A 15,896-nucleotide genomic window follows, 5' to 3' on the forward strand; every position below is an offset into this window, starting at 1 on the left:
AAGGGGGTCAGGCGGAAACAGCGCGAGGCAGGGAGTGGCCATCCAGGCGCCGCAGGTCCGCGGCATAGTGCCGGCGGCCGATGCAGAACAGCAGCGTGGCGGCGGCGCCGGCCAGCGGAATCCATTGCAGCGCGCCGGTCAGGCCGATGCGGTCGGCCAGCACGCCGGTCAGGAACGGGCCCGGCGCCAGGCCCAGCAGGTTGTTGATCAGCGTCAGCGTGGCAAACGCGGTGGCGTGGATGGCGGGCCGGGTCAGGTTGGCCACCATCGCGCTGGCGGGGCCGGCGCAGCCACCCACCACCAGCATGCCGGCCCCGATCAGCACCAGCTGGGCCGTGCCGGCAGGCAGCCGGAACGCCGTCATCAGCAACACGCAGCAGGCCAGGCTGTAGGCGATGGCCATCTGCCATTTGCGCCCGGGCGCGTGGCGCGCCACGCGGTCGGTCAGCGCGCCGCAGACCACCATGCCGGCGCCGGCCACCAGCACCAGCAGTGACGCCACCACGCCGGCACGGCCCGTGGCCATGCCGTACTCGCGCGTCAAGAAGCTAGGCAGCCACGCCAGCAGCGCGGCCATCACCAGCAGTTGCAAGGCGCTGCCGGCACAGGCGCACAGCATCGAGGGCACGGTCAGCAGTTCGCGCACGATCCGGCGCGGCGCCAGCTGGCGCGCCGCGGCCGCGTCGCCGTTGTCGTCTCCGTTGGCGGCGGCAACGCGCTGCTGCAGCCCGCGCACGCGCCGCTCGCTGATCGTCAGCGCGTAGCAGGCAACCATCGCCAGCCCGAACGCCGCCATCCCGGCAAAGGCCACGCGCCAGCCGAAGTGTGCGGACAGGATGCCGCCCAGTCCCATGCCCAGCACCGAGCCGAACGCGCCGCCGGCGATGAACGCGGCGCTGAGGCCGGCGCGCAGGTGGCGCGGAAACACCGACACCACCACCGCGATGCCCACGCTGCCATACGCCGCCTCGCCGATGCCGACGCACAGCCGCGCCAGGAACATCTGGCCGAAGCTGCCGGCCAGCGCGCAGCCCAGCGTGGCCAGGCTCCACAGCGCCGCCATCAGCACCAGGCTGCGCACGCGTCCCCAGCGGTCGGCCAGCAGCGACAGCGGAATCGCCAGCACGCCGACCATCAGCGCCACCACCCCGCCGAGCGCTCCCAGCTCCGTATCACCGAGTTGCCATTCGGCCTTCAGCAGCGGGAACACGGCATTGAGCACCTGGCGCGACATGTAGTCCGACAGCAGCAGCGCAAAGGTCAGCGCAAAGACCAGCCACGCATAGCGCGGTCCGGCAGCCGCGGGCGCAGCCGGCGTCGGCGCGGCGGATGCGGCGGATGCGGCCGATGCGGCGGCAGGGGCAAGGCGGGATGTGGGCATGGAAGTCTCCGGAAGCCGGCCGGCGGTCGTGGCCGCCGGGTATTCGGTACCCGCGCGAAATGGCGGGCGAGCGCAGCCAGTATCTGGCGATCGGGACCGCGCGGTTTGATATTCCGGGACGTTCGCTTGACAATACGGGACAGGTGGGGAAAACGCCGAGACAAAAAAAACCGGCACCCTGAGGTGCCGGTTTCGGGGCTCCCGCCCTCAGGCGGCGCAGCGCGAAGCTCAGTCTTCCAGCTTCGGCAGCGAGGCGCTGACCTGCGTCGAGAGCAGGCCGGTCCTGGCATAGGTCTGCAGCTTCTCGCGCGTATCGACGATATCCAGCGTGCGCATGGTCAGCTGGCCGATGCGGTCCAGCGGCGTGAACATCGACTCGCCCTTCTCCATCGTCAGCCGTTCCGGCTTGTAGGTCAGGTTGGGCGAGGTGGTGTTCAGGATCGAGTAGTCGTTGCCGCGGCGCAGTTCGATGGTGACCTCGCCGGTGATGGCGCCGGCGACCCAGCGCTGGGCGGTTTCGCGCAGCATGATGGCTTGCGGGTCGAACCAGCGGCCCTGGTACAGCAGGCGGCCCAGGCGGCGGCCGTTGTCGCGGTACTGCTCGATGGTGTCTTCGTTGTGGATGCCGGTGATCAGGCGCTCGTAGGCGATGAACAGCAGCGCCAGGCCCGGCGCCTCATAGATGCCGCGGCTCTTGGCTTCGATGATGCGGTTCTCGATCTGGTCGCTCATGCCCAGGCCATGGCGGCCGCCGATGCGGTTGGCTTCCATGAACAGGTCGACGGCGTTGGCGAAGGTCTGGCCGTTCAGCGCCACCGGCTGGCCTTCCTCGAAGCGCACCGTGACTTCCTCGCGCTTGACTTCGACGTCGTCGCGCCAGAACTGCACGCCCATGATCGGCTGGACGATGCGGATGCCCGAATCCAGGTGCTCCAGGTCCTTGGCCTCGTGGGTCGCGCCCAGCATGTTGGAGTCGGTCGAGTATGCCTTTTCGGCCGACATCTTGTAGTCGAAGCCGTTCTGGCGCATGAACTCGGACATCTCGGCGCGGCCGCCCAGTTCGTCGATGAACTGCTGGTCCAGCCACGGCTTGTAGATCTGCAGGCCGGGGTTGGTCAGCAGGCCGTAGCGGTAGAAGCGCTCGATGTCGTTGCCCTTGAAGGTGCTGCCGTCGCCCCAGATGTTGACGCCGTCTTCCTTCATCGCGGCGACCAGCATGGTGCCGGTGACGGCGCGGCCGATCGGGGTGGTGTTGAAGTAGGTGATGCCGGCGGTGGAGATATGGAAGGCACCGCACTGCAGGGCGGCGATGCCCTCGGCCACCAGCTGCGTGCGGCAATCGACCAGGCGGGCTTCCTCGGCGCCGTAGGCCTTGGCGCGGCGCGGGATGTCGTCGTAGTCGGGCTCGTCGGGCTGGCCCAGGTTGGCGGTGTAGGCGTAGGGGACGGCGCCCTTCTGGCGCATCCAGAGGAGTGCCGCGCTGGTGTCAAGGCCGCCGGAGAAGGCGATACCGACGCGCTGGCCGGTAGGAATGTGCTGCAGGATGGTAGTCATCGCCAGAAAATCAATGTGAATTTGTCGGCTCTTGGACGGGCTTCCACAGCGTCGGCCGCAAGCGGTCGGGGGGCGGCGGGAAGCACGGCGACGCGGCCGGCCGAGTCACGTGCCGAGTCAGTGCCAAACGCGAATTGTGACACGGCAGCGCCCACGCGCCAAACGCGGGCCCCGGCGGGGCGCCGGCGCCACCCCCGCCGCGCCGGCCGCGGCCCGGCGATACCGTTCAAATCCGGCGAACGCGCCTTTCAAAACTCTCGACTGGTTCGGCTCGATACCCCTCCCTATACTGCGCCGCACTGTGATCAGAAAGCGGAGTCGTCATGCTGCATCGCGCCCTGGAAGGCGTCCGGGTCCTGGATTTGTCGCGCATCCTGGCCGGACCCTGGTGTACCCAGAACCTCGCCGACCTGGGCGCCGAGGTGACCAAGGTCGAGCACCCCGGGCGCGGCGACGATACCCGCGGCTGGGGGCCGCCCTACCTCGACGCGCCGGCCGGCACCGAAGGCGATCCGCGCCTGTCCGGCTATTTCATTTGCTGCAACCGCGGCAAGCGTTCGGTCGCGATCGACTACGGCACGCCCGAAGGCGCGGCGCAGGTGCGCGAGCTGGCGCGCACGGCCGACGTGCTGGTCGAGAACTACAAGGTCGGCACGCTGCGCCGCTACGGGCTGGACTACGACGCGCTCAAGGCGCTCAACCCGGGCCTGGTCTACCTGTCGATCACCGGCTTCGGCCAGAGCGGGCCGATGGCGGACAAGCCCGGCTACGACTATGTGTTCCAGGGCATGGGCGGGCTCATGAGCTACACCGGCCAGCCCGACGGCACGCCCGGCGCCGGCCCGCTGCGCACCGGCGTGGCGGTGGTCGACCTGAGCACCGCCATGTATGCCACCTCCGCGGTGCTGGCCGCGCTGTACCAGCGCCAGGCGACCGGCGCGGGCGCGCACCTGGACATCGCGCTTCTTGACGTCGCGGTGGCGATGAATGCCAACCAGGCCGCCAACTACCTGGTCTCGGGCCAGAACCCGCAGCGCAGCGGCAACGCCCATCCGAACTGCGCGCCGTATGAAGTGTTCCGCTGCGCCGACGGCCACCTGATCCTGGCGATCGGCAACGACAGCCAGTTCGCGCGCTTCTGCGCCGTGGCCGGCATCGCGGCGCTGGCGCAGGACCCGCGCTACGCCACCAATTCCGCGCGCATCGAACACCTGGACGGGTTGCGCGCGCAGCTGACCGCGCTCTTCCCCACCCGTACCCGCGCCGCCTGGACCGAGGCCTTCGATGCCGCCCGCGTGCCGTGGGGCCCGATCCACACCATGGACGAAGTCTTCGCCCATCCGCAGGTACAGCACCGCCGGCTGATGCAGATGGCCGAGCACCCGGTGATGGGCCGCGTGCCGATGGTGCGCAACCCGATGCTGGCCGGCCACGAGGGCCCGCTGGCAGCGCCACCGCTGCTGGGCGAACACAGCCCGCCGCGCTGACCGCCAGGCCACGACATCCATAACCCTGACCCGGAGACATCCCGATGAAGCCCGCCCTTTTCGCCATGGCCCTGCTCGGCATCGCCAGCAGCGCGCACGCCGCCTATCCCGAGCGGCCGATCAAGCTGATCGTGCCCTACGCCGCCGGCGGCACCACCGACATCATCGCCCGCATCGTCGGCACCCGCCTGGGCCCGGTGCTGGGCCAGCCGGTGGTGATCGAGAACCGCCCCGGCGCCGGCGGCGCGGTCGGCAGCGCCTACGCGGCCAGGCAACCGGCCGACGGCTACACGCTGGTGATGGAGGTCGAGAGCTCGCACGCGGTCAACCCCAACGTCTATCTGAAGACCGCCTACGACCCGGTAAAGGATTTCGCGCCGATCAGCAACCTGGCCGACGTGCCCAACGTGCTGGTGGTCAATCCGGCCTTCCCGGCGACGGACCTGGCGTCGTTCATCAAGCTGCTCAAGGCCAATCCCGGCAAGTATTCGTTCGGCTCGTCGGGCAACGGCGGCCTGAGCCACATGAACGGCGAGCTGTTCATGAATGCCACCGGCACGCGCATGCTGCACGTGCCGTACAAGGGCCTGGGCCCGGCGCTCAACGATGCCGTCGCCGGCCAGATCCAGGTGGTGTTCGACAATATCCCGTCGTCGTCCGGGCTGATCCAGGGCGGCCGCCTCAAGCCGCTGGCGGTGGCCGCAAGGCAGCGCCTGAAGGTGCTGCCCAACGTGCCGACCTATGCCGAGGCCGGTCTGCCGGCGATGAACAACCCGTCGTGGTTCGGCCTCGGCGCGCCGGCGGGCACGCCCGCCGCCATCCTCGACCAGCTCAACGACGCGGTGCGCAAGGTGCTGGCCGAGCCCGAGGTGGTCTCCGCCATCGAAAAGCAGGGCGCGATCCCGGCCCCGACCTCGCGCAAGGCCTTCGGCGACCTGATCCGCGGGCAGAACACGCACTGGCAGCAAGTAGTCGAGGCGATCCATTTCACCAAGCTTCAGTAAGCCATCAGGACCAACATGAGCACACTTCTGCAGGAACCGCACGCCGGCGTCGAGATCGACGCGCGCGGCATTGCCACCGTCACCATCCGCGAGGCGGGCTCGCTCAATATCCTGAGCACGCCGGTGATCGCCTCGCTCACGCGCGCGCTCGAAGCGCTGGCCGCCCATGACGCGCTGCGCGTGCTGGTGCTGCGCGGCACCGGCGACAAGGGCTTTATCGGCGGTGCCGACATCAAGGAAATGGCCGCGCTCGACCGCGCCAGCGCCGAGGCCTTCATCAGCGGCCTGCGCCGCCTGTGCGATGCCGTGCGCCACCTGCCGGTGCCGGTGATCGCGCGCATGCCGGGCTGGTGCCTGGGCGGCGGGCTGGAACTGGCGCTGGCATGCGACCTGCGCATCGCCGCCGACACCGCGCAACTGGGCATGCCGGAAGTGAAGGTCGGCATCCCGTCGGTGATCCATGCCGCGCTGATGCCGCGCCTGATCGGCAATGCGCGCACCGCCTGGATGCTGCTGACGGGCGAGATCTCCGACGCGGCCGAGGCGCTGCAGTGGGGCCTGGTCAGCCGCGTGGTGCCGCTGGCCGAACTGGACCTGGAAGTCGAGCGTGTGGCCGCGCTGCTGGCCGGCTTCGGTCCGGTCGCGGTGCGCCAGCAGAAGCGCCTACTGCGCGAGTGGGAAGACGCGCCGCTTGAGGTCTCGATCGGCAACAGCGTGACCGAGTTCGGCAGCGCCTTCGACACCGGCGAGCCGCAGCAGCACATGGCGGCCTTCCTGAACCGCAAGCGCTGAAGCGCCGACCGGCAGTTACGGCGCCGTCGCCGCCACGGCGCCGCCTTCGCGCGTGGCCACCACGCGCGGATCGTTGAGCAGGAACTGCGCAAAGGCCTCGGCAAACGCGGGCAGCTTGCCGTCGGCGCGCACGATCAGACTCAGTTCGCGCAGCGCCCACGGCTCGGCCAGCCGCACCTCCGCCACACGCGCCTCGCGCAGGGCCTGCGCCGCCACGCTGCGCGGCACCAGCGCCACGCCGACGCCGGCCTCGGCCAGCGACAGCACCGCATCGAAGCTGTGCGCATGCAGGCGCACGTTGGGGCCCTTGCCGGCGCGCTGCGCCATCTCGCGCAGGAACAGGAAGTTGCTGCTGGTGCGGCTCATGCAGACAAAGTCGAACGCCAGCGCCGCGCCAAAACGCACTTCGGGCTCGCGCGCGAGCGGGTGGTCCGCCGCCATCACCAGGATCAGCTCGTCGCGCGCGTAGCGCACCGAGCGCACCCCCGCCGCGTCGTCGCCGGCGTGGAAATCCCCGGCCAGGATGCCGACATCGGCCTCATGCGCCGCCACCGCGGCCAGGATAGCCTGGCTGGCACGCTCCTCCAGGTCGATGTTGACGTCGGGGTTGGCCAGCAGGAAGCGGCTCAGGCTGGGAATAATGAAGCCGTTGAGCGAGCTGCTGTTGGCCAGCAGCCGGATATTGCCCTTCAGCCCGGCAGAGAAGCGCCCGACCTCGCCATGCATGCGCTCCACGCCCAGCAGCAATTCGCGCACATGGACCAGCAGGGTTTCGCCCGCCGGGGTCAGCTCCATGCCGCGCGCGCTGCGCACGAACAACGGCGTGCCCATGGCGTGCTCCAGGTTCTTCAGGCGGTAGCTCGCAGCCGACGCGGTGATGTGAGTGGCCGACGCGCCGCCCGACAGGCTCTGCGCATCGGCAATGGCCTGGAACAGGCGCAGGTCGGTCAGTTCGTAACGCAAGGCAACTCCATTCGGGCCGCGGCAGTCGAAACGGTTGGCGCCGCGCGGGCGCTCTCGCCGGCCATTTTAGTGCACCCCTGCCGGCGTTCCCGCAGCCGCCCCACGCGCCGCCTCGCGCAGTTAATGTGGACGCCGTCCATTTTCTTTGCTAAGGTATTGTGGACGGCGTACACAAAGGTGCGCGCCATTGCCGGCGCACCGGTTGGCGGCCTGAGGTTCTTGGCTTGCAAACCGGCGCCCCATGCCGAGATCCCGGCTGCCCCACGGGCCGCCCCTTCACAGGAGTTGTCATGAAAGTCCAGCCCTATCTGTTTTTCGAAGGCCGTTGCGATGAAGCGGTCGAGTTCTACAAGCAGACCCTTGGCGCCAAGGTCAACGCCCGCATGACCTTCGCCGACAACCCCGACGCCGGCAAGGGCGGCGAAGGCTGCCAGCCCGGCGCGGGCGCCCAGGACAAGGTCATGCACCTGGAGTTCCAGGTCGGCGACAGCATCATCCTGGCCTCCGACGGGCAGTGCTCGAACCAGCCCGCCTTCCAGGGTTTCGGCCTGGCGATCACCTTTCCCGACAAGGCCGGGGTCGAGAAGGCCTTCAACGGCCTGAAGGAAGGCGGCCAGGTACTGATGCCGCTGGACAAGACCTTCTTTGCCGACCAGTTCGGCATGGTGGCCGACCGTTTCGGCATCATGTGGATGCTGCTGACCGCGCCTAAATAAGCCAGCGAGCAGGTTCCCGGCCAGCGGCGCGCGCTGCGGGCGACAAGCCCGGCGATCGGTTTACAATGCGCGCCGCCCGCCGGAGAAACCTAGCCATGGACGATCGCATCAACGAACTCGAAATCAAGCTCGCCTTCCAGGAAGACCTGCTCGATACCCTGAACAGCACCGTGGCGCGCCAGCAGCGGCAGATCGATCTGCTGCAGGAGCAGTTCCGCGCGCTGTACCAGCAGGTGCGCAGCGCCGCCACCACCGCGGCCGAAGCCGATCCCCTGCAGGAAATCCCGCCGCACTACTGAGCCGGCACCCTGGCCGATGTGACGGAACGCGACCCACTGCGATGCGGTCTGACAGGCTGATTCCATCAAGGCGGCGTCCCATGGCGCGCCCCATCCCGCACATGCGCCTGAAACCTTCCCTGCTGCTTGCCGCCGCCTGCGTCGCCGGAACCGCGCCGGCCCTGGCCGGCTACAACATCTGGACCGGCGAATATTCCCTGACCCGCCAGGAACTGCAGACCGAACTCGACAAGCGCTTTCCCGCCACGCTGCGCTACGCCGAAGTCGTCAGCGTCCGGCTCAGCCACCCGCGGCTGGTGCTGGATGAAGCCAGCAACCGCATCACCACCCATGTCGACGCACGCCTGACCAATACCCTGCTGCCTGCGCCACCCGTCGACGGCAAGCTGGCGCTGAACAGCGGCGTGCGCTACGACCCGGCCAGGCGCGCGGTGCTGCTCGACAACCCGACCGTGCAACAGGTGGATGTCACCGGCATGGCGCAATACCGCGAACAGCTCAATGCCATCGGCGCCGTGGTGGCGCAGCAGCTGCTGAAGGATTACCCGATCTATACCTTCAAGCCGGAGGAACTGCGCGTGGGCGGCAAGGAGGTGGAACCGGGGGCGATCACGGTGGGCAAGGATGAGGTCAGGGTGGAGGTGAAGCAGCGGTAGGCGCGCCTTCGGGCCGCGCCTCTCCCCCGCTCCACTTGCCGCATCATCAGCCCTTGGTGCCGCGGAAAACCAACCCCAACCCCGCCAGCACCGCCCCCATCCCCGCCAGCGCCAGCGGCGCCATGCGGTTGCCCAGCAACAGGTAATCCAGCGCCGCGGTGCCCGCCGGCACCAGGTAAAACAGGCTGGTCACGTTGACCAGGTTGCCGGCGTGGATCAGGCGGTAGAACAGCAGCGTCGCGCCGATCGAGATCCCCAGCGCCAGCCACAGCAGCGGCGCGGCGAACGCCAGCGATGCCTCGAAGGCGAAGGGCTGGAACGGCAGGCATAGCAGGCAGGCGGCGAGGCTTGCGCCGTACTGCAGCGGCAGCACTTCGGCGGGCGCGCGCGGGCTGCGCTTTTGCAGGATGGCGCCGACGGTCATGCTGGCCAGCGCGGCCAGCGCGCACAGTACGCCCGCCGGCGACAGCCGGGCCAGCAGCAGGCTGTCGGCCACCACCATGGCCAGGCCGGCAAACGCCAGCGCCAGGCCGCCCAGGCGCGCGGCGCTGGCGCGGCGCTCGGTCAGCAGCAGCGTCAGCATCGGCTGCGCCCCAAGCACCGTGGCCAGCACACCGGGCGTCATGCCGTGGTCCAGCGCCAGAAAATAAAAGACGGCGTAGCCGCCGATCAGCAGCAGGCCCGCGCAGGCCGTGTGCAGCCGCTCGCCGCGCGGCGGCAGCAGGCGCCTGCGCGCCAGGCCGAGCGCGCCCAGCACGGCGCAGACCAGCGCAAAGCGCAGCGTCAGCAGGGCAAATGGCGTGGCGTGGTCGAGCGCCAGCCGGGCGGCGATGGCGCCGCTGCTCCATAGCAGCACGAACAGCGGCGTGGCCCAGAGGGCGGAGGATGTGGCGCGCGTGGCATGCGTGGCAAGGGCGTCGCGCGCGGCGTCGAAGCGCGCCGCGCAGTCTTCGTGGTGGGTCATGGCTTGTCATCTGTCATCAGCTTGGCAGGCTCCGGCGACGCGCATCCGCATGCGGCCAATGGCACGGCGGCAGCGCACGGGCGTGCGGCTGCCGTGCGCGCGGGCACACGCAGGCGTGACTACCGGAGACGAGAAAGGCTGGGGCGCGTGCCCGTCAGCCGCGCGGCGGCGGGTGTGCGCCGCCCGAGAATGGCGGCGGCGGCGCGACAGATGTGAACGCAGCCTGGCGACGCGGGCACGGCAACGCGCGGCCCGGAGGCGCGGCGATGACGGGGCGTTGGCGGTCTGCGGTCATGGTGGGAATCGGAAGCCTTGAAGAAAGATCGACCGGCGTCGATCAAAGCGGTGTGGCGATGCTATGCCTGCATGGCGCCCGCGTCAACGAGATCCTGCAGTGTCTTGCTCAAGCCGCGATACCAATTGCCGCAGCGCCGGCGCGCAGCCGGCCTCGACCTTCAGCGCCAGCATGGCATCGGCACGCGTGGTGCCCAGGTTGAGCGCGGCCACCGGCTTGCCCATCTCGCCGGCCCAGACACAGAAGCGGTAGCCCGAATAAACCATCAGCGACGATCCCACCACCAGCATCGCATCCGCGTCCGCCAGCGCCGCGCGCGCGGCGTCGACACGCGTGCGCGGCACGGACTCGCCGAAGAACACCACGTCAGGCTTGAGGATGCCGCCGCAATGGCCGCAATTGGGCACCTGGAACTGCGCGAACAGCGGCGATTCGAAATGCACGTCACCATCGGCGGCGGGTGGGGCGATCACGTCGCGCAGCGCCGCGTTGCGGGACACCAGCCAGTCCTGCAGGCCGGCGCGGTCGTGGCTGGCGCCGCAGTCCAGGCAAATGGCGCTGGCGAGGCTGCCGTGCAGTTCGATCACGCCCTGGCTGCCGGCGCGCTGGTGCAGGCCGTCGACATTCTGCGTGACCAGCGCCGTGATCCGGCCCTGTTCGCCGAGCCGCGCCAGCGCGTGGTGGGCAGCGTTGGGCCGCGCCTGCCCAGCCAGCGGCCAGCCGAGCATGCTGCGCGCCCAGTAGCGCTGGCGCCCGGCGTGCGAGCCGAGAAAGGCCTGCAGCGTGATCGGCGGCGAGCGCTGCCACTGGCCACGCGCGTCGCGGTAGCCGGGAATGCCGGAATCGGTGCTGATGCCGGCGCCGGTCAGCACCAACAGGCGCGGATGGCGCCGCACGAAATCGAACAGCGCCGCGCCGGCTGCCGGGGAAGGATGCGACGGCGGCATCGTCGGCGCGCTCAACCGGCCGCATCCTCGGCATGGCGCGCGGCCTGCCGCGCTTCCCAGGCCCGCAGCGCTTCGCGGTAGCGGTCCATCTCCTGGTAGTAGTAATCGAAGATGCAGGGATCGCAGCCGGAGCCGCAGCACTCGCCGTCGGCGGGCCGCTCCGGCGGCTCCGGGCGGGGATCGTCAGGGGAAACCGTGACATCGCCGACAGTGGCGACGGGGACTACGGGGGACACTTGAGACACTTGCGGATCGCGCGCGCGGCGCCAGGGCAGACCAGCCCCCAGTATATTCCGGCGCGCCCGCCGCTGCCCCGCGGCCGTGGCAGCGCCCGCAGCCGATCTGAATGCTTCCGAGACGCGTGTTGAATTGTTTTGGCGGGCGGCGCGCACAGGGGCCCGCACACCACGTTTTGCCGGAAGATAACCGGACTTCCCGCCCCGGCAACCGGCCACGCAGCGGACCGCGACCCCGATCGAGCCATGAAGGCAGCCCCACACCAGCGCCTGCGCCACGCCGGCGCGAAGCGCCTGCTTGCCGCCATCGCGCTGGCTGCCGGCGCCGCGACGGCCGCGGAGCGCCCGGCGCCCGACCACGACGCCGGCGCCGCCGCGAGCCCCGCGGTCCCTGCCCATGCGCAGCCTGCCCCGGCGGGCCGCCCGCGCATCTGCCTGGTACTGTCGGGCGGCGGCGCGCGCGGCGCCGCGCATATCGGCGTGCTCAAGGTGCTGGAGGCGATGCATATTCCGGTCGATTGCATCGCCGGCACCAGCATGGGGTCCCTGGTCGGCGGCGCCTACGCCTCCGGCATGGGTCCGGCGGAGATGGAACGGCTGGTCGCCGGCCTGAGCACCGACAAGCTCTTCAAGGAACGGCCGCCGCGCCAGGACCTGACCATCCGCCGCAAGCAGGACGACTACACCAACCTCCTCACGCCCGAGATCGGCGTGCAGGCGAGCGGCCTGCTGCTGCCCAAGGGCGCGGTTTCCGGCGTGCAGCTCGAGACCGTGCTGCGCCAACTGGCCAGGACGCCGGGCTACCGCGATTTCGACCGCTTGCCGATCCCGTACCGCGCGGTGGCGACGGATCTGGTGGCGGGCACGCCGGTGGTGTTCAGCCAGGGCGAACTGGCCAACGTGATGCGCGCCAGCATGTCGGTGCCGGGCGCGGTGGCGCCGGCGGAATACGAGGGCCGGCTGCTGGTCGACGGCGGCCTGACCGACAACCTGCCGGTGGGCGTGGCGCGCAGCATGGGCGCCGATATCGTCATCGCCGTGAACCTAGGCACGTCGCTGATGAAGCGCGAGGAACTGACCTCGGTCATCGGCGTAACCGGCCAGATGCTGAACATCCTGACCGAGCAGAACGTGCGCGCGTCGCTGGCCTCGCTGCGGCCCACCGACGTGCTGATCGAGCCCGCGCTGGGCGACTTCTCCGCGACCGACTTCGACCACCTGACGGCCACCATCCCGATCGGCGAGGCCGCCGCGCGCAAGGTCGCCGACCGCCTTGCGCCGTTGGCGCTGCCGCCGGCGCAGTATGCCGAGCTGCGCGCGGCCCAGCAGGCGGTGCAACCGCCCGACACCCGCCCCGTCGACGAGATCTGGCTGGCGCCGCTGCATCGCGTCAATCCCGACTACGCCACCGCGGTGATGCAAACCCGCCCGGGCGAGCCGATCGACCAGGCCGCGCTGGACCAGGACATGCGCCGCCTGTTCGGCACCGGCGACTTCGAGCACGTCAATTACGGCATCCTGGAAGAGCCCGGCCGGCGCGTGCTGACGGTCAATGCGGTGGAAAAGTCGTGGGGTCCCGACTACCTGCGCTTCGGGCTGGGCCTGAGTTCGGACTTCCGCGGCGATGCGTACTTCAACCTGGTGGGAAGCTACCGGCGCACCTGGCTCAATGCGCTCGGGGCCGAATGGCGCACCGACGTGCAGGTGGGCCAGACCTCGGCACTGGCGAGCGAGTTCTACCAGCCGCTGGACACGCGCCAGTTCTTCTTTATCGCACCGCGCATCGAGCTCGAGCGGCGCCCGGTCAATGTGTTCCGGGGCAGCACGCGCATCGCCACCTACGACGTGCGCCGCTTCGACCTTGCGCTCGATGTCGGCAGCCAGTTCACCAAATATGGCGAGCTGCGCGTCGGGGTGCAGTCGGGCACGGAGCATGCCACGCTGAGCACCGGCCCGGCGTCGCTGGCGCCAGGGCCAGGCAGTATCCGGCGCGGCGCCGTCACCGGGCGCTTGTTCTTCGACCAGCTCGACAGCGTGGACTTTCCGCGCTTCGGCTATGCGGGCGGGTTGCGGATCTACGCCTCGCAACCGGGGCTCGGCGCCGACCAGACCTATATCAAGGCGCAGGCCGACGGCATCTATGCCCATTCTTTCGGCGACCATACGCTGTCGTTCGCCTTCAAGGTCGGCGGCAATCCCGGTGGCAAGCCGCTGCCGAACTACGACCTGTTCCAGTGGGGCGGCTTCCTGCAGCAGTCCGGCTACGCCACCGGACAGCTGATGGGCGGCAACCTGCAGTTTGCGCGGCTGGTGTACTACAACAAGCTGGCGCGGCAGACCCTGTTGCAGGGCGTCTACGCCGGCTTCTCGCTGGAAGCCGGGCGCGTGGGCGACCCGCTGGTGCCTGGCAGCCCGACCGGGCTGCTCAAGTCCGGGTCGCTGTTCCTGGCACTCGACAGTCCGCTGGGACCGCTGTACCTGGCCTATGGCCGCGCTGCGGCGGGCGTGTACAGCTTCTATCTGTTCCTGGGCAAACCGTTCTGACGCGGTGCAACAATGTGCGCCCGCCTTACCCCACCAAAGTTGTATGTAATGTCTTAATTCAAATGTCTATACTTTTCCTGTCACCAAGACCCCCTCTTGAATGACGCCTTCCCCGGTCGCCGCTTCCCCAGCGGCGACTTTTTTATGGGCGCGTGGCCGACGCCGGCGCGCCTATAATCCCTGCCCTGGGCCGCACTTGCGGCCGCCTCCGCGCCCGATTCCGCGCGCAACTTTCATGCAGATCGACCTCCAGCATTTCACGCCGTGGCTGTCGCTGGCCGGCGGGCTCGTCATCGGGCTCGCGGCGGCGCTGATGATCCTCGGCCTGGGCCGCATTGCCGGCATCAGTGGCATCGTCGGCGGCCTGCTGCGGCTGCCGCAAGGCGACAGCGCATGGCGCGCCGCCTTTGTCATCGGGCTGCTGCTGTCGCCGTGGCTGGCCGCCGCCTTCGATGCCATGCCCGCGGCGCGCATCGACGCGGACTGGACCGAGGTGCTGGTGGCCGGGTTGCTGGTTGGCGTGGGCACGCGCTACGCCGGCGGCTGCACCAGCGGCCACGGCGTATGCGGCCTGTCGCGCGGTTCGGTGCGTTCGCTGGCCGCCACCGTGACCTTCATGGCGGCCGGTTTCCTGACGGTGCTGGTGCAGCGCCACATAGTGGGAGGCTGAACCATGGGCACGCTGCTGGCGCTGCTGGCCGGACTGGTGTTCGGCCTCGGTTTGATTCTGTCCGGCATGGCCAACCCGGCCAAGGTGCTGGGCTTTCTCGACCTCGCGGGAGCGTGGGATCCGTCGCTTGCCTTCGTCATGGCGGGGGCGATCCTGGTCGGCGTGGCGGCTTTTGCGCTGGCGCGCCGGCGCCGGCACTCGTGGCTCGGGCTGCCGATGCAGTGGCCCGCGCTGACAGCGCTCACGCCGCGCCTGCTGCTGGGCAGTGCCGCGTTCGGTGCCGGCTGGGGCCTGGCGGGCTTTTGCCCGGGACCGGCGCTGGTCGCGCTGGCTGCGGGCTATGCCAAGGCGTGGGGCTTCGTGGTGGCCATGCTCGCGGGCATGGCGCTGTTCGAGGTGGCCGAAACCGTCACCAGGCGCCGCCGATGATGCAGCGCAGCATGCAACCAACTGGCCCGCAGGGCCGGAGGGGTTTACCATTGCGCGATTATCGAACGACCGTAGACCACTCCCAGCCTCCCATGGATGTCCTCCGCCCCATCGGTCTTGGCCATGCCCAGGCCGACACCGTCCGCGTTGCCCGGCCCCAGGCCGATCTGCTCGCCAGCTTTGCCGGCGACCCCAATTTCATGCTGTCGCTGGCGCGTGGACTGACCGTGCTGGAGGCGTTTTCCGAGCGCAAGCGCCCGCTGACGATCTCGCAGGTGGCGCAGCGCACCCAGCTCTCGCGCGCGTCGGTGCGGCGCTGCCTGTATACGCTGGAGCAGCTGGGCTATGTCAGCCAGCAGGACGGGCAGTTCGCGCTGCGCCCGCGCGTGCTGCACCTGGGGCACGCGTATTTCTCGTCGACCTCGCTGGTGTCGCTGGCGCAGCCGATCCTGGACAACCTGAGCGCGCGCATCCACGAGACCTGCACCCTGGCGATCCTGGACGGCACCGACATCCTGTACCTGGTGCGCTCCGAAGTGCAGCGCGTGCTCAATTATTCGCTCGGCATGGGCAGCCGCCTGCCGGCCTACTGCACCTCCAACGGCCGGCTGCTGCTGGCGCACCAGCCCGCCACGGTGCTCGACGGCTTCTTCGAGCATGCCGAGCTGCGCCCGCGCACGCTGCAGACCAAGGTCTCGCGCCAGGAACTGGAAACCTGCTTCGAACGCGCCCGCGAAGTGGACTATGTGATCGTCGATGAAGAGCTGGAGCCCGGCCTGCGCGCCATGGCCGTGCCGGTGCGCTCGGCCTCGGGCATCGTGCTGGCGGGGCTGAGCGTGAGCGTGCGCGCCGCGCGCGTCTCCGAAGCGGACATGATCACGCGGCTGCTGGCGCCAATGCGCGAAGCCGCCGCCGCGATCGGCCGGATGATCGGCTCCTGATCCTGCCGCTGGCCGGCT

At 69.7% G+C, this 15,896-nt stretch carries 16 protein-coding genes; 10 read left to right on the forward strand and 6 right to left on the reverse strand.

Going from position 1 to position 15,896, the window contains the following annotated elements:
- Positions 1 to 7: 7 nt before the first annotated feature.
- The gene (locus tag CBM2586_RS28950; RefSeq protein WP_115665916.1) at positions 8 to 1,381 is read right to left on the reverse strand and encodes an MFS transporter; all 1,374 of its coding nucleotides are present in this window, start codon (positions 1,379 to 1,381) and stop codon (positions 8 to 10) included.
- Positions 1,382 to 1,609: 228 nt separating this feature from the next.
- The gene (argG, locus tag CBM2586_RS28955) at positions 1,610 to 2,935 is read right to left on the reverse strand and encodes an argininosuccinate synthase (protein ID WP_112776192.1); all 1,326 of its coding nucleotides are present in this window, start codon (positions 2,933 to 2,935) and stop codon (positions 1,610 to 1,612) included.
- Between the two features lie 323 nt (positions 2,936 to 3,258).
- Between argG and CBM2586_RS28960 the strand changes: the two genes are divergently transcribed.
- The 3 genes from CBM2586_RS28960 to CBM2586_RS28970 are packed head-to-tail and all read left to right on the forward strand — an operon-like array spanning position 3,259 to position 6,218.
- A complete protein-coding gene (locus CBM2586_RS28960) occupies positions 3,259 to 4,422 on the forward strand; it encodes a CaiB/BaiF CoA transferase family protein (protein ID WP_115691286.1) in 1,164 nt (387 codons plus the stop codon).
- A 44-nt stretch (positions 4,423 to 4,466) separates the two neighbouring features.
- Positions 4,467 to 5,426, forward strand: coding sequence for a Bug family tripartite tricarboxylate transporter substrate binding protein (locus tag CBM2586_RS28965; protein WP_115691288.1), 960 nt, complete (start codon positions 4,467 to 4,469; stop codon positions 5,424 to 5,426).
- Positions 5,427 to 5,441: 15 nt separating this feature from the next.
- Positions 5,442 to 6,218 (forward strand): enoyl-CoA hydratase, encoded by a 777-nt coding sequence (locus tag CBM2586_RS28970; protein ID WP_115691290.1) that lies wholly within the window; start codon positions 5,442 to 5,444, stop codon positions 6,216 to 6,218.
- Positions 6,219 to 6,233: 15 nt separating this feature from the next.
- Here the strand turns inward: CBM2586_RS28970 and CBM2586_RS28975 are convergent, their stop codons facing one another.
- On the reverse strand, positions 6,234 to 7,181 hold the full coding sequence (locus tag CBM2586_RS28975) for a LysR family transcriptional regulator (RefSeq protein WP_115691292.1): 948 nt from the start codon (positions 7,179 to 7,181) through the stop codon (positions 6,234 to 6,236).
- Positions 7,182 to 7,471: 290 nt separating this feature from the next.
- Here CBM2586_RS28975 and CBM2586_RS28980 point away from each other — a divergent pair, with 290 nt between their 5' ends.
- The 3 genes from CBM2586_RS28980 (at position 7,472) to CBM2586_RS28990 (ending at position 8,852) form a co-directional block, all read left to right on the forward strand.
- Complete coding sequence (locus CBM2586_RS28980; protein WP_115691294.1) at positions 7,472 to 7,897, forward strand: VOC family protein; 426 nt, start codon at positions 7,472 to 7,474, stop codon at positions 7,895 to 7,897.
- A gap of 95 nt (positions 7,898 to 7,992) precedes the next feature.
- Complete coding sequence (locus CBM2586_RS28985) at positions 7,993 to 8,196, forward strand: SlyX family protein (protein WP_115665910.1); 204 nt, start codon at positions 7,993 to 7,995, stop codon at positions 8,194 to 8,196.
- 101 nt (positions 8,197 to 8,297) lie between these two features.
- Positions 8,298 to 8,852, forward strand: coding sequence for a DUF1439 domain-containing protein (locus tag CBM2586_RS28990; RefSeq protein ID WP_115666531.1), 555 nt, complete (start codon positions 8,298 to 8,300; stop codon positions 8,850 to 8,852).
- Between the two features lie 46 nt (positions 8,853 to 8,898).
- Here CBM2586_RS28990 and CBM2586_RS28995 read toward each other — a convergent pair whose 3' ends face one another.
- From CBM2586_RS28995 to CBM2586_RS29005, 3 genes are all read right to left on the reverse strand, one after another.
- Complete coding sequence (locus CBM2586_RS28995; RefSeq protein ID WP_115665909.1) at positions 8,899 to 9,816, reverse strand: DMT family transporter; 918 nt, start codon at positions 9,814 to 9,816, stop codon at positions 8,899 to 8,901.
- Positions 9,817 to 10,194: 378 nt separating this feature from the next.
- Positions 10,195 to 11,058, reverse strand: coding sequence for an NAD-dependent protein deacetylase (locus tag CBM2586_RS29000; protein WP_172587145.1), 864 nt, complete (start codon positions 11,056 to 11,058; stop codon positions 10,195 to 10,197).
- Between the two features lie 11 nt (positions 11,059 to 11,069).
- Entirely contained in the window at positions 11,070 to 11,294 is a 225-nt protein-coding gene (locus CBM2586_RS29005; protein WP_115691298.1) for an oxidoreductase-like domain-containing protein, read from the reverse strand.
- 246 nt (positions 11,295 to 11,540) lie between these two features.
- Here CBM2586_RS29005 and CBM2586_RS29010 point away from each other — a divergent pair, with 246 nt between their 5' ends.
- The 4 genes from CBM2586_RS29010 to CBM2586_RS29025 all read left to right on the forward strand — a co-directional run bounded on the left by CBM2586_RS29010 (position 11,541) and on the right by CBM2586_RS29025 (position 15,878).
- A complete protein-coding gene (locus tag CBM2586_RS29010) occupies positions 11,541 to 13,838 on the forward strand; it encodes a patatin-like phospholipase family protein (protein WP_115691300.1) in 2,298 nt (765 codons plus the stop codon).
- Positions 13,839 to 14,073: 235 nt separating this feature from the next.
- Positions 14,074 to 14,508 (forward strand): YeeE/YedE family protein, encoded by a 435-nt coding sequence (locus tag CBM2586_RS29015; protein WP_115691302.1) that lies wholly within the window; start codon positions 14,074 to 14,076, stop codon positions 14,506 to 14,508.
- 3 nt (positions 14,509 to 14,511) lie between these two features.
- On the forward strand, positions 14,512 to 14,937 hold the full coding sequence (locus CBM2586_RS29020; RefSeq protein WP_115691304.1) for a DUF6691 family protein: 426 nt from the start codon (positions 14,512 to 14,514) through the stop codon (positions 14,935 to 14,937).
- 92 nt (positions 14,938 to 15,029) lie between these two features.
- Positions 15,030 to 15,878 (forward strand): IclR family transcriptional regulator domain-containing protein, encoded by an 849-nt coding sequence (locus CBM2586_RS29025; protein ID WP_115665903.1) that lies wholly within the window; start codon positions 15,030 to 15,032, stop codon positions 15,876 to 15,878.
- Positions 15,879 to 15,896: the final 18 nt, after the last annotated feature.

The sequence above is a fragment of the Cupriavidus taiwanensis genome, assembly GCF_900250115.1.
GTDB classification, from domain to species: domain Bacteria; phylum Pseudomonadota; class Gammaproteobacteria; order Burkholderiales; family Burkholderiaceae; genus Cupriavidus; species Cupriavidus taiwanensis_B.

Coding starts and splice junctions, on each gene's coding strand:
- CBM2586_RS28950 (WP_115665916.1), bottom strand. CDS start 1,381: ATGCCCACATCCCGCCTTGCCCCTGCCGCCGCATCGGCCGCATCCGCC.
- argG (WP_112776192.1), bottom strand. CDS start 2,935: ATGACTACCATCCTGCAGCACATTCCTACCGGCCAGCGCGTCGGTATC.
- CBM2586_RS28960 (WP_115691286.1), top strand. CDS start 3,259: ATGCTGCATCGCGCCCTGGAAGGCGTCCGGGTCCTGGATTTGTCGCGC.
- CBM2586_RS28965 (WP_115691288.1), top strand. CDS start 4,467: ATGAAGCCCGCCCTTTTCGCCATGGCCCTGCTCGGCATCGCCAGCAGC.
- CBM2586_RS28970 (WP_115691290.1), top strand. CDS start 5,442: ATGAGCACACTTCTGCAGGAACCGCACGCCGGCGTCGAGATCGACGCG.
- CBM2586_RS28980 (WP_115691294.1), top strand. CDS start 7,472: ATGAAAGTCCAGCCCTATCTGTTTTTCGAAGGCCGTTGCGATGAAGCG.
- CBM2586_RS28985 (WP_115665910.1), top strand. CDS start 7,993: ATGGACGATCGCATCAACGAACTCGAAATCAAGCTCGCCTTCCAGGAA.
- CBM2586_RS28990 (WP_115666531.1), top strand. CDS start 8,298: ATGCGCCTGAAACCTTCCCTGCTGCTTGCCGCCGCCTGCGTCGCCGGA.
- CBM2586_RS28995 (WP_115665909.1), bottom strand. CDS start 9,816: ATGACCCACCACGAAGACTGCGCGGCGCGCTTCGACGCCGCGCGCGAC.
- CBM2586_RS29000 (WP_172587145.1), bottom strand. CDS start 11,058: ATGCCGCCGTCGCATCCTTCCCCGGCAGCCGGCGCGGCGCTGTTCGAT.
- CBM2586_RS29010 (WP_115691300.1), top strand. CDS start 11,541: ATGAAGGCAGCCCCACACCAGCGCCTGCGCCACGCCGGCGCGAAGCGC.
- CBM2586_RS29015 (WP_115691302.1), top strand. CDS start 14,074: ATGCAGATCGACCTCCAGCATTTCACGCCGTGGCTGTCGCTGGCCGGC.
- CBM2586_RS29020 (WP_115691304.1), top strand. CDS start 14,512: ATGGGCACGCTGCTGGCGCTGCTGGCCGGACTGGTGTTCGGCCTCGGT.
- CBM2586_RS29025 (WP_115665903.1), top strand. CDS start 15,030: ATGGATGTCCTCCGCCCCATCGGTCTTGGCCATGCCCAGGCCGACACC.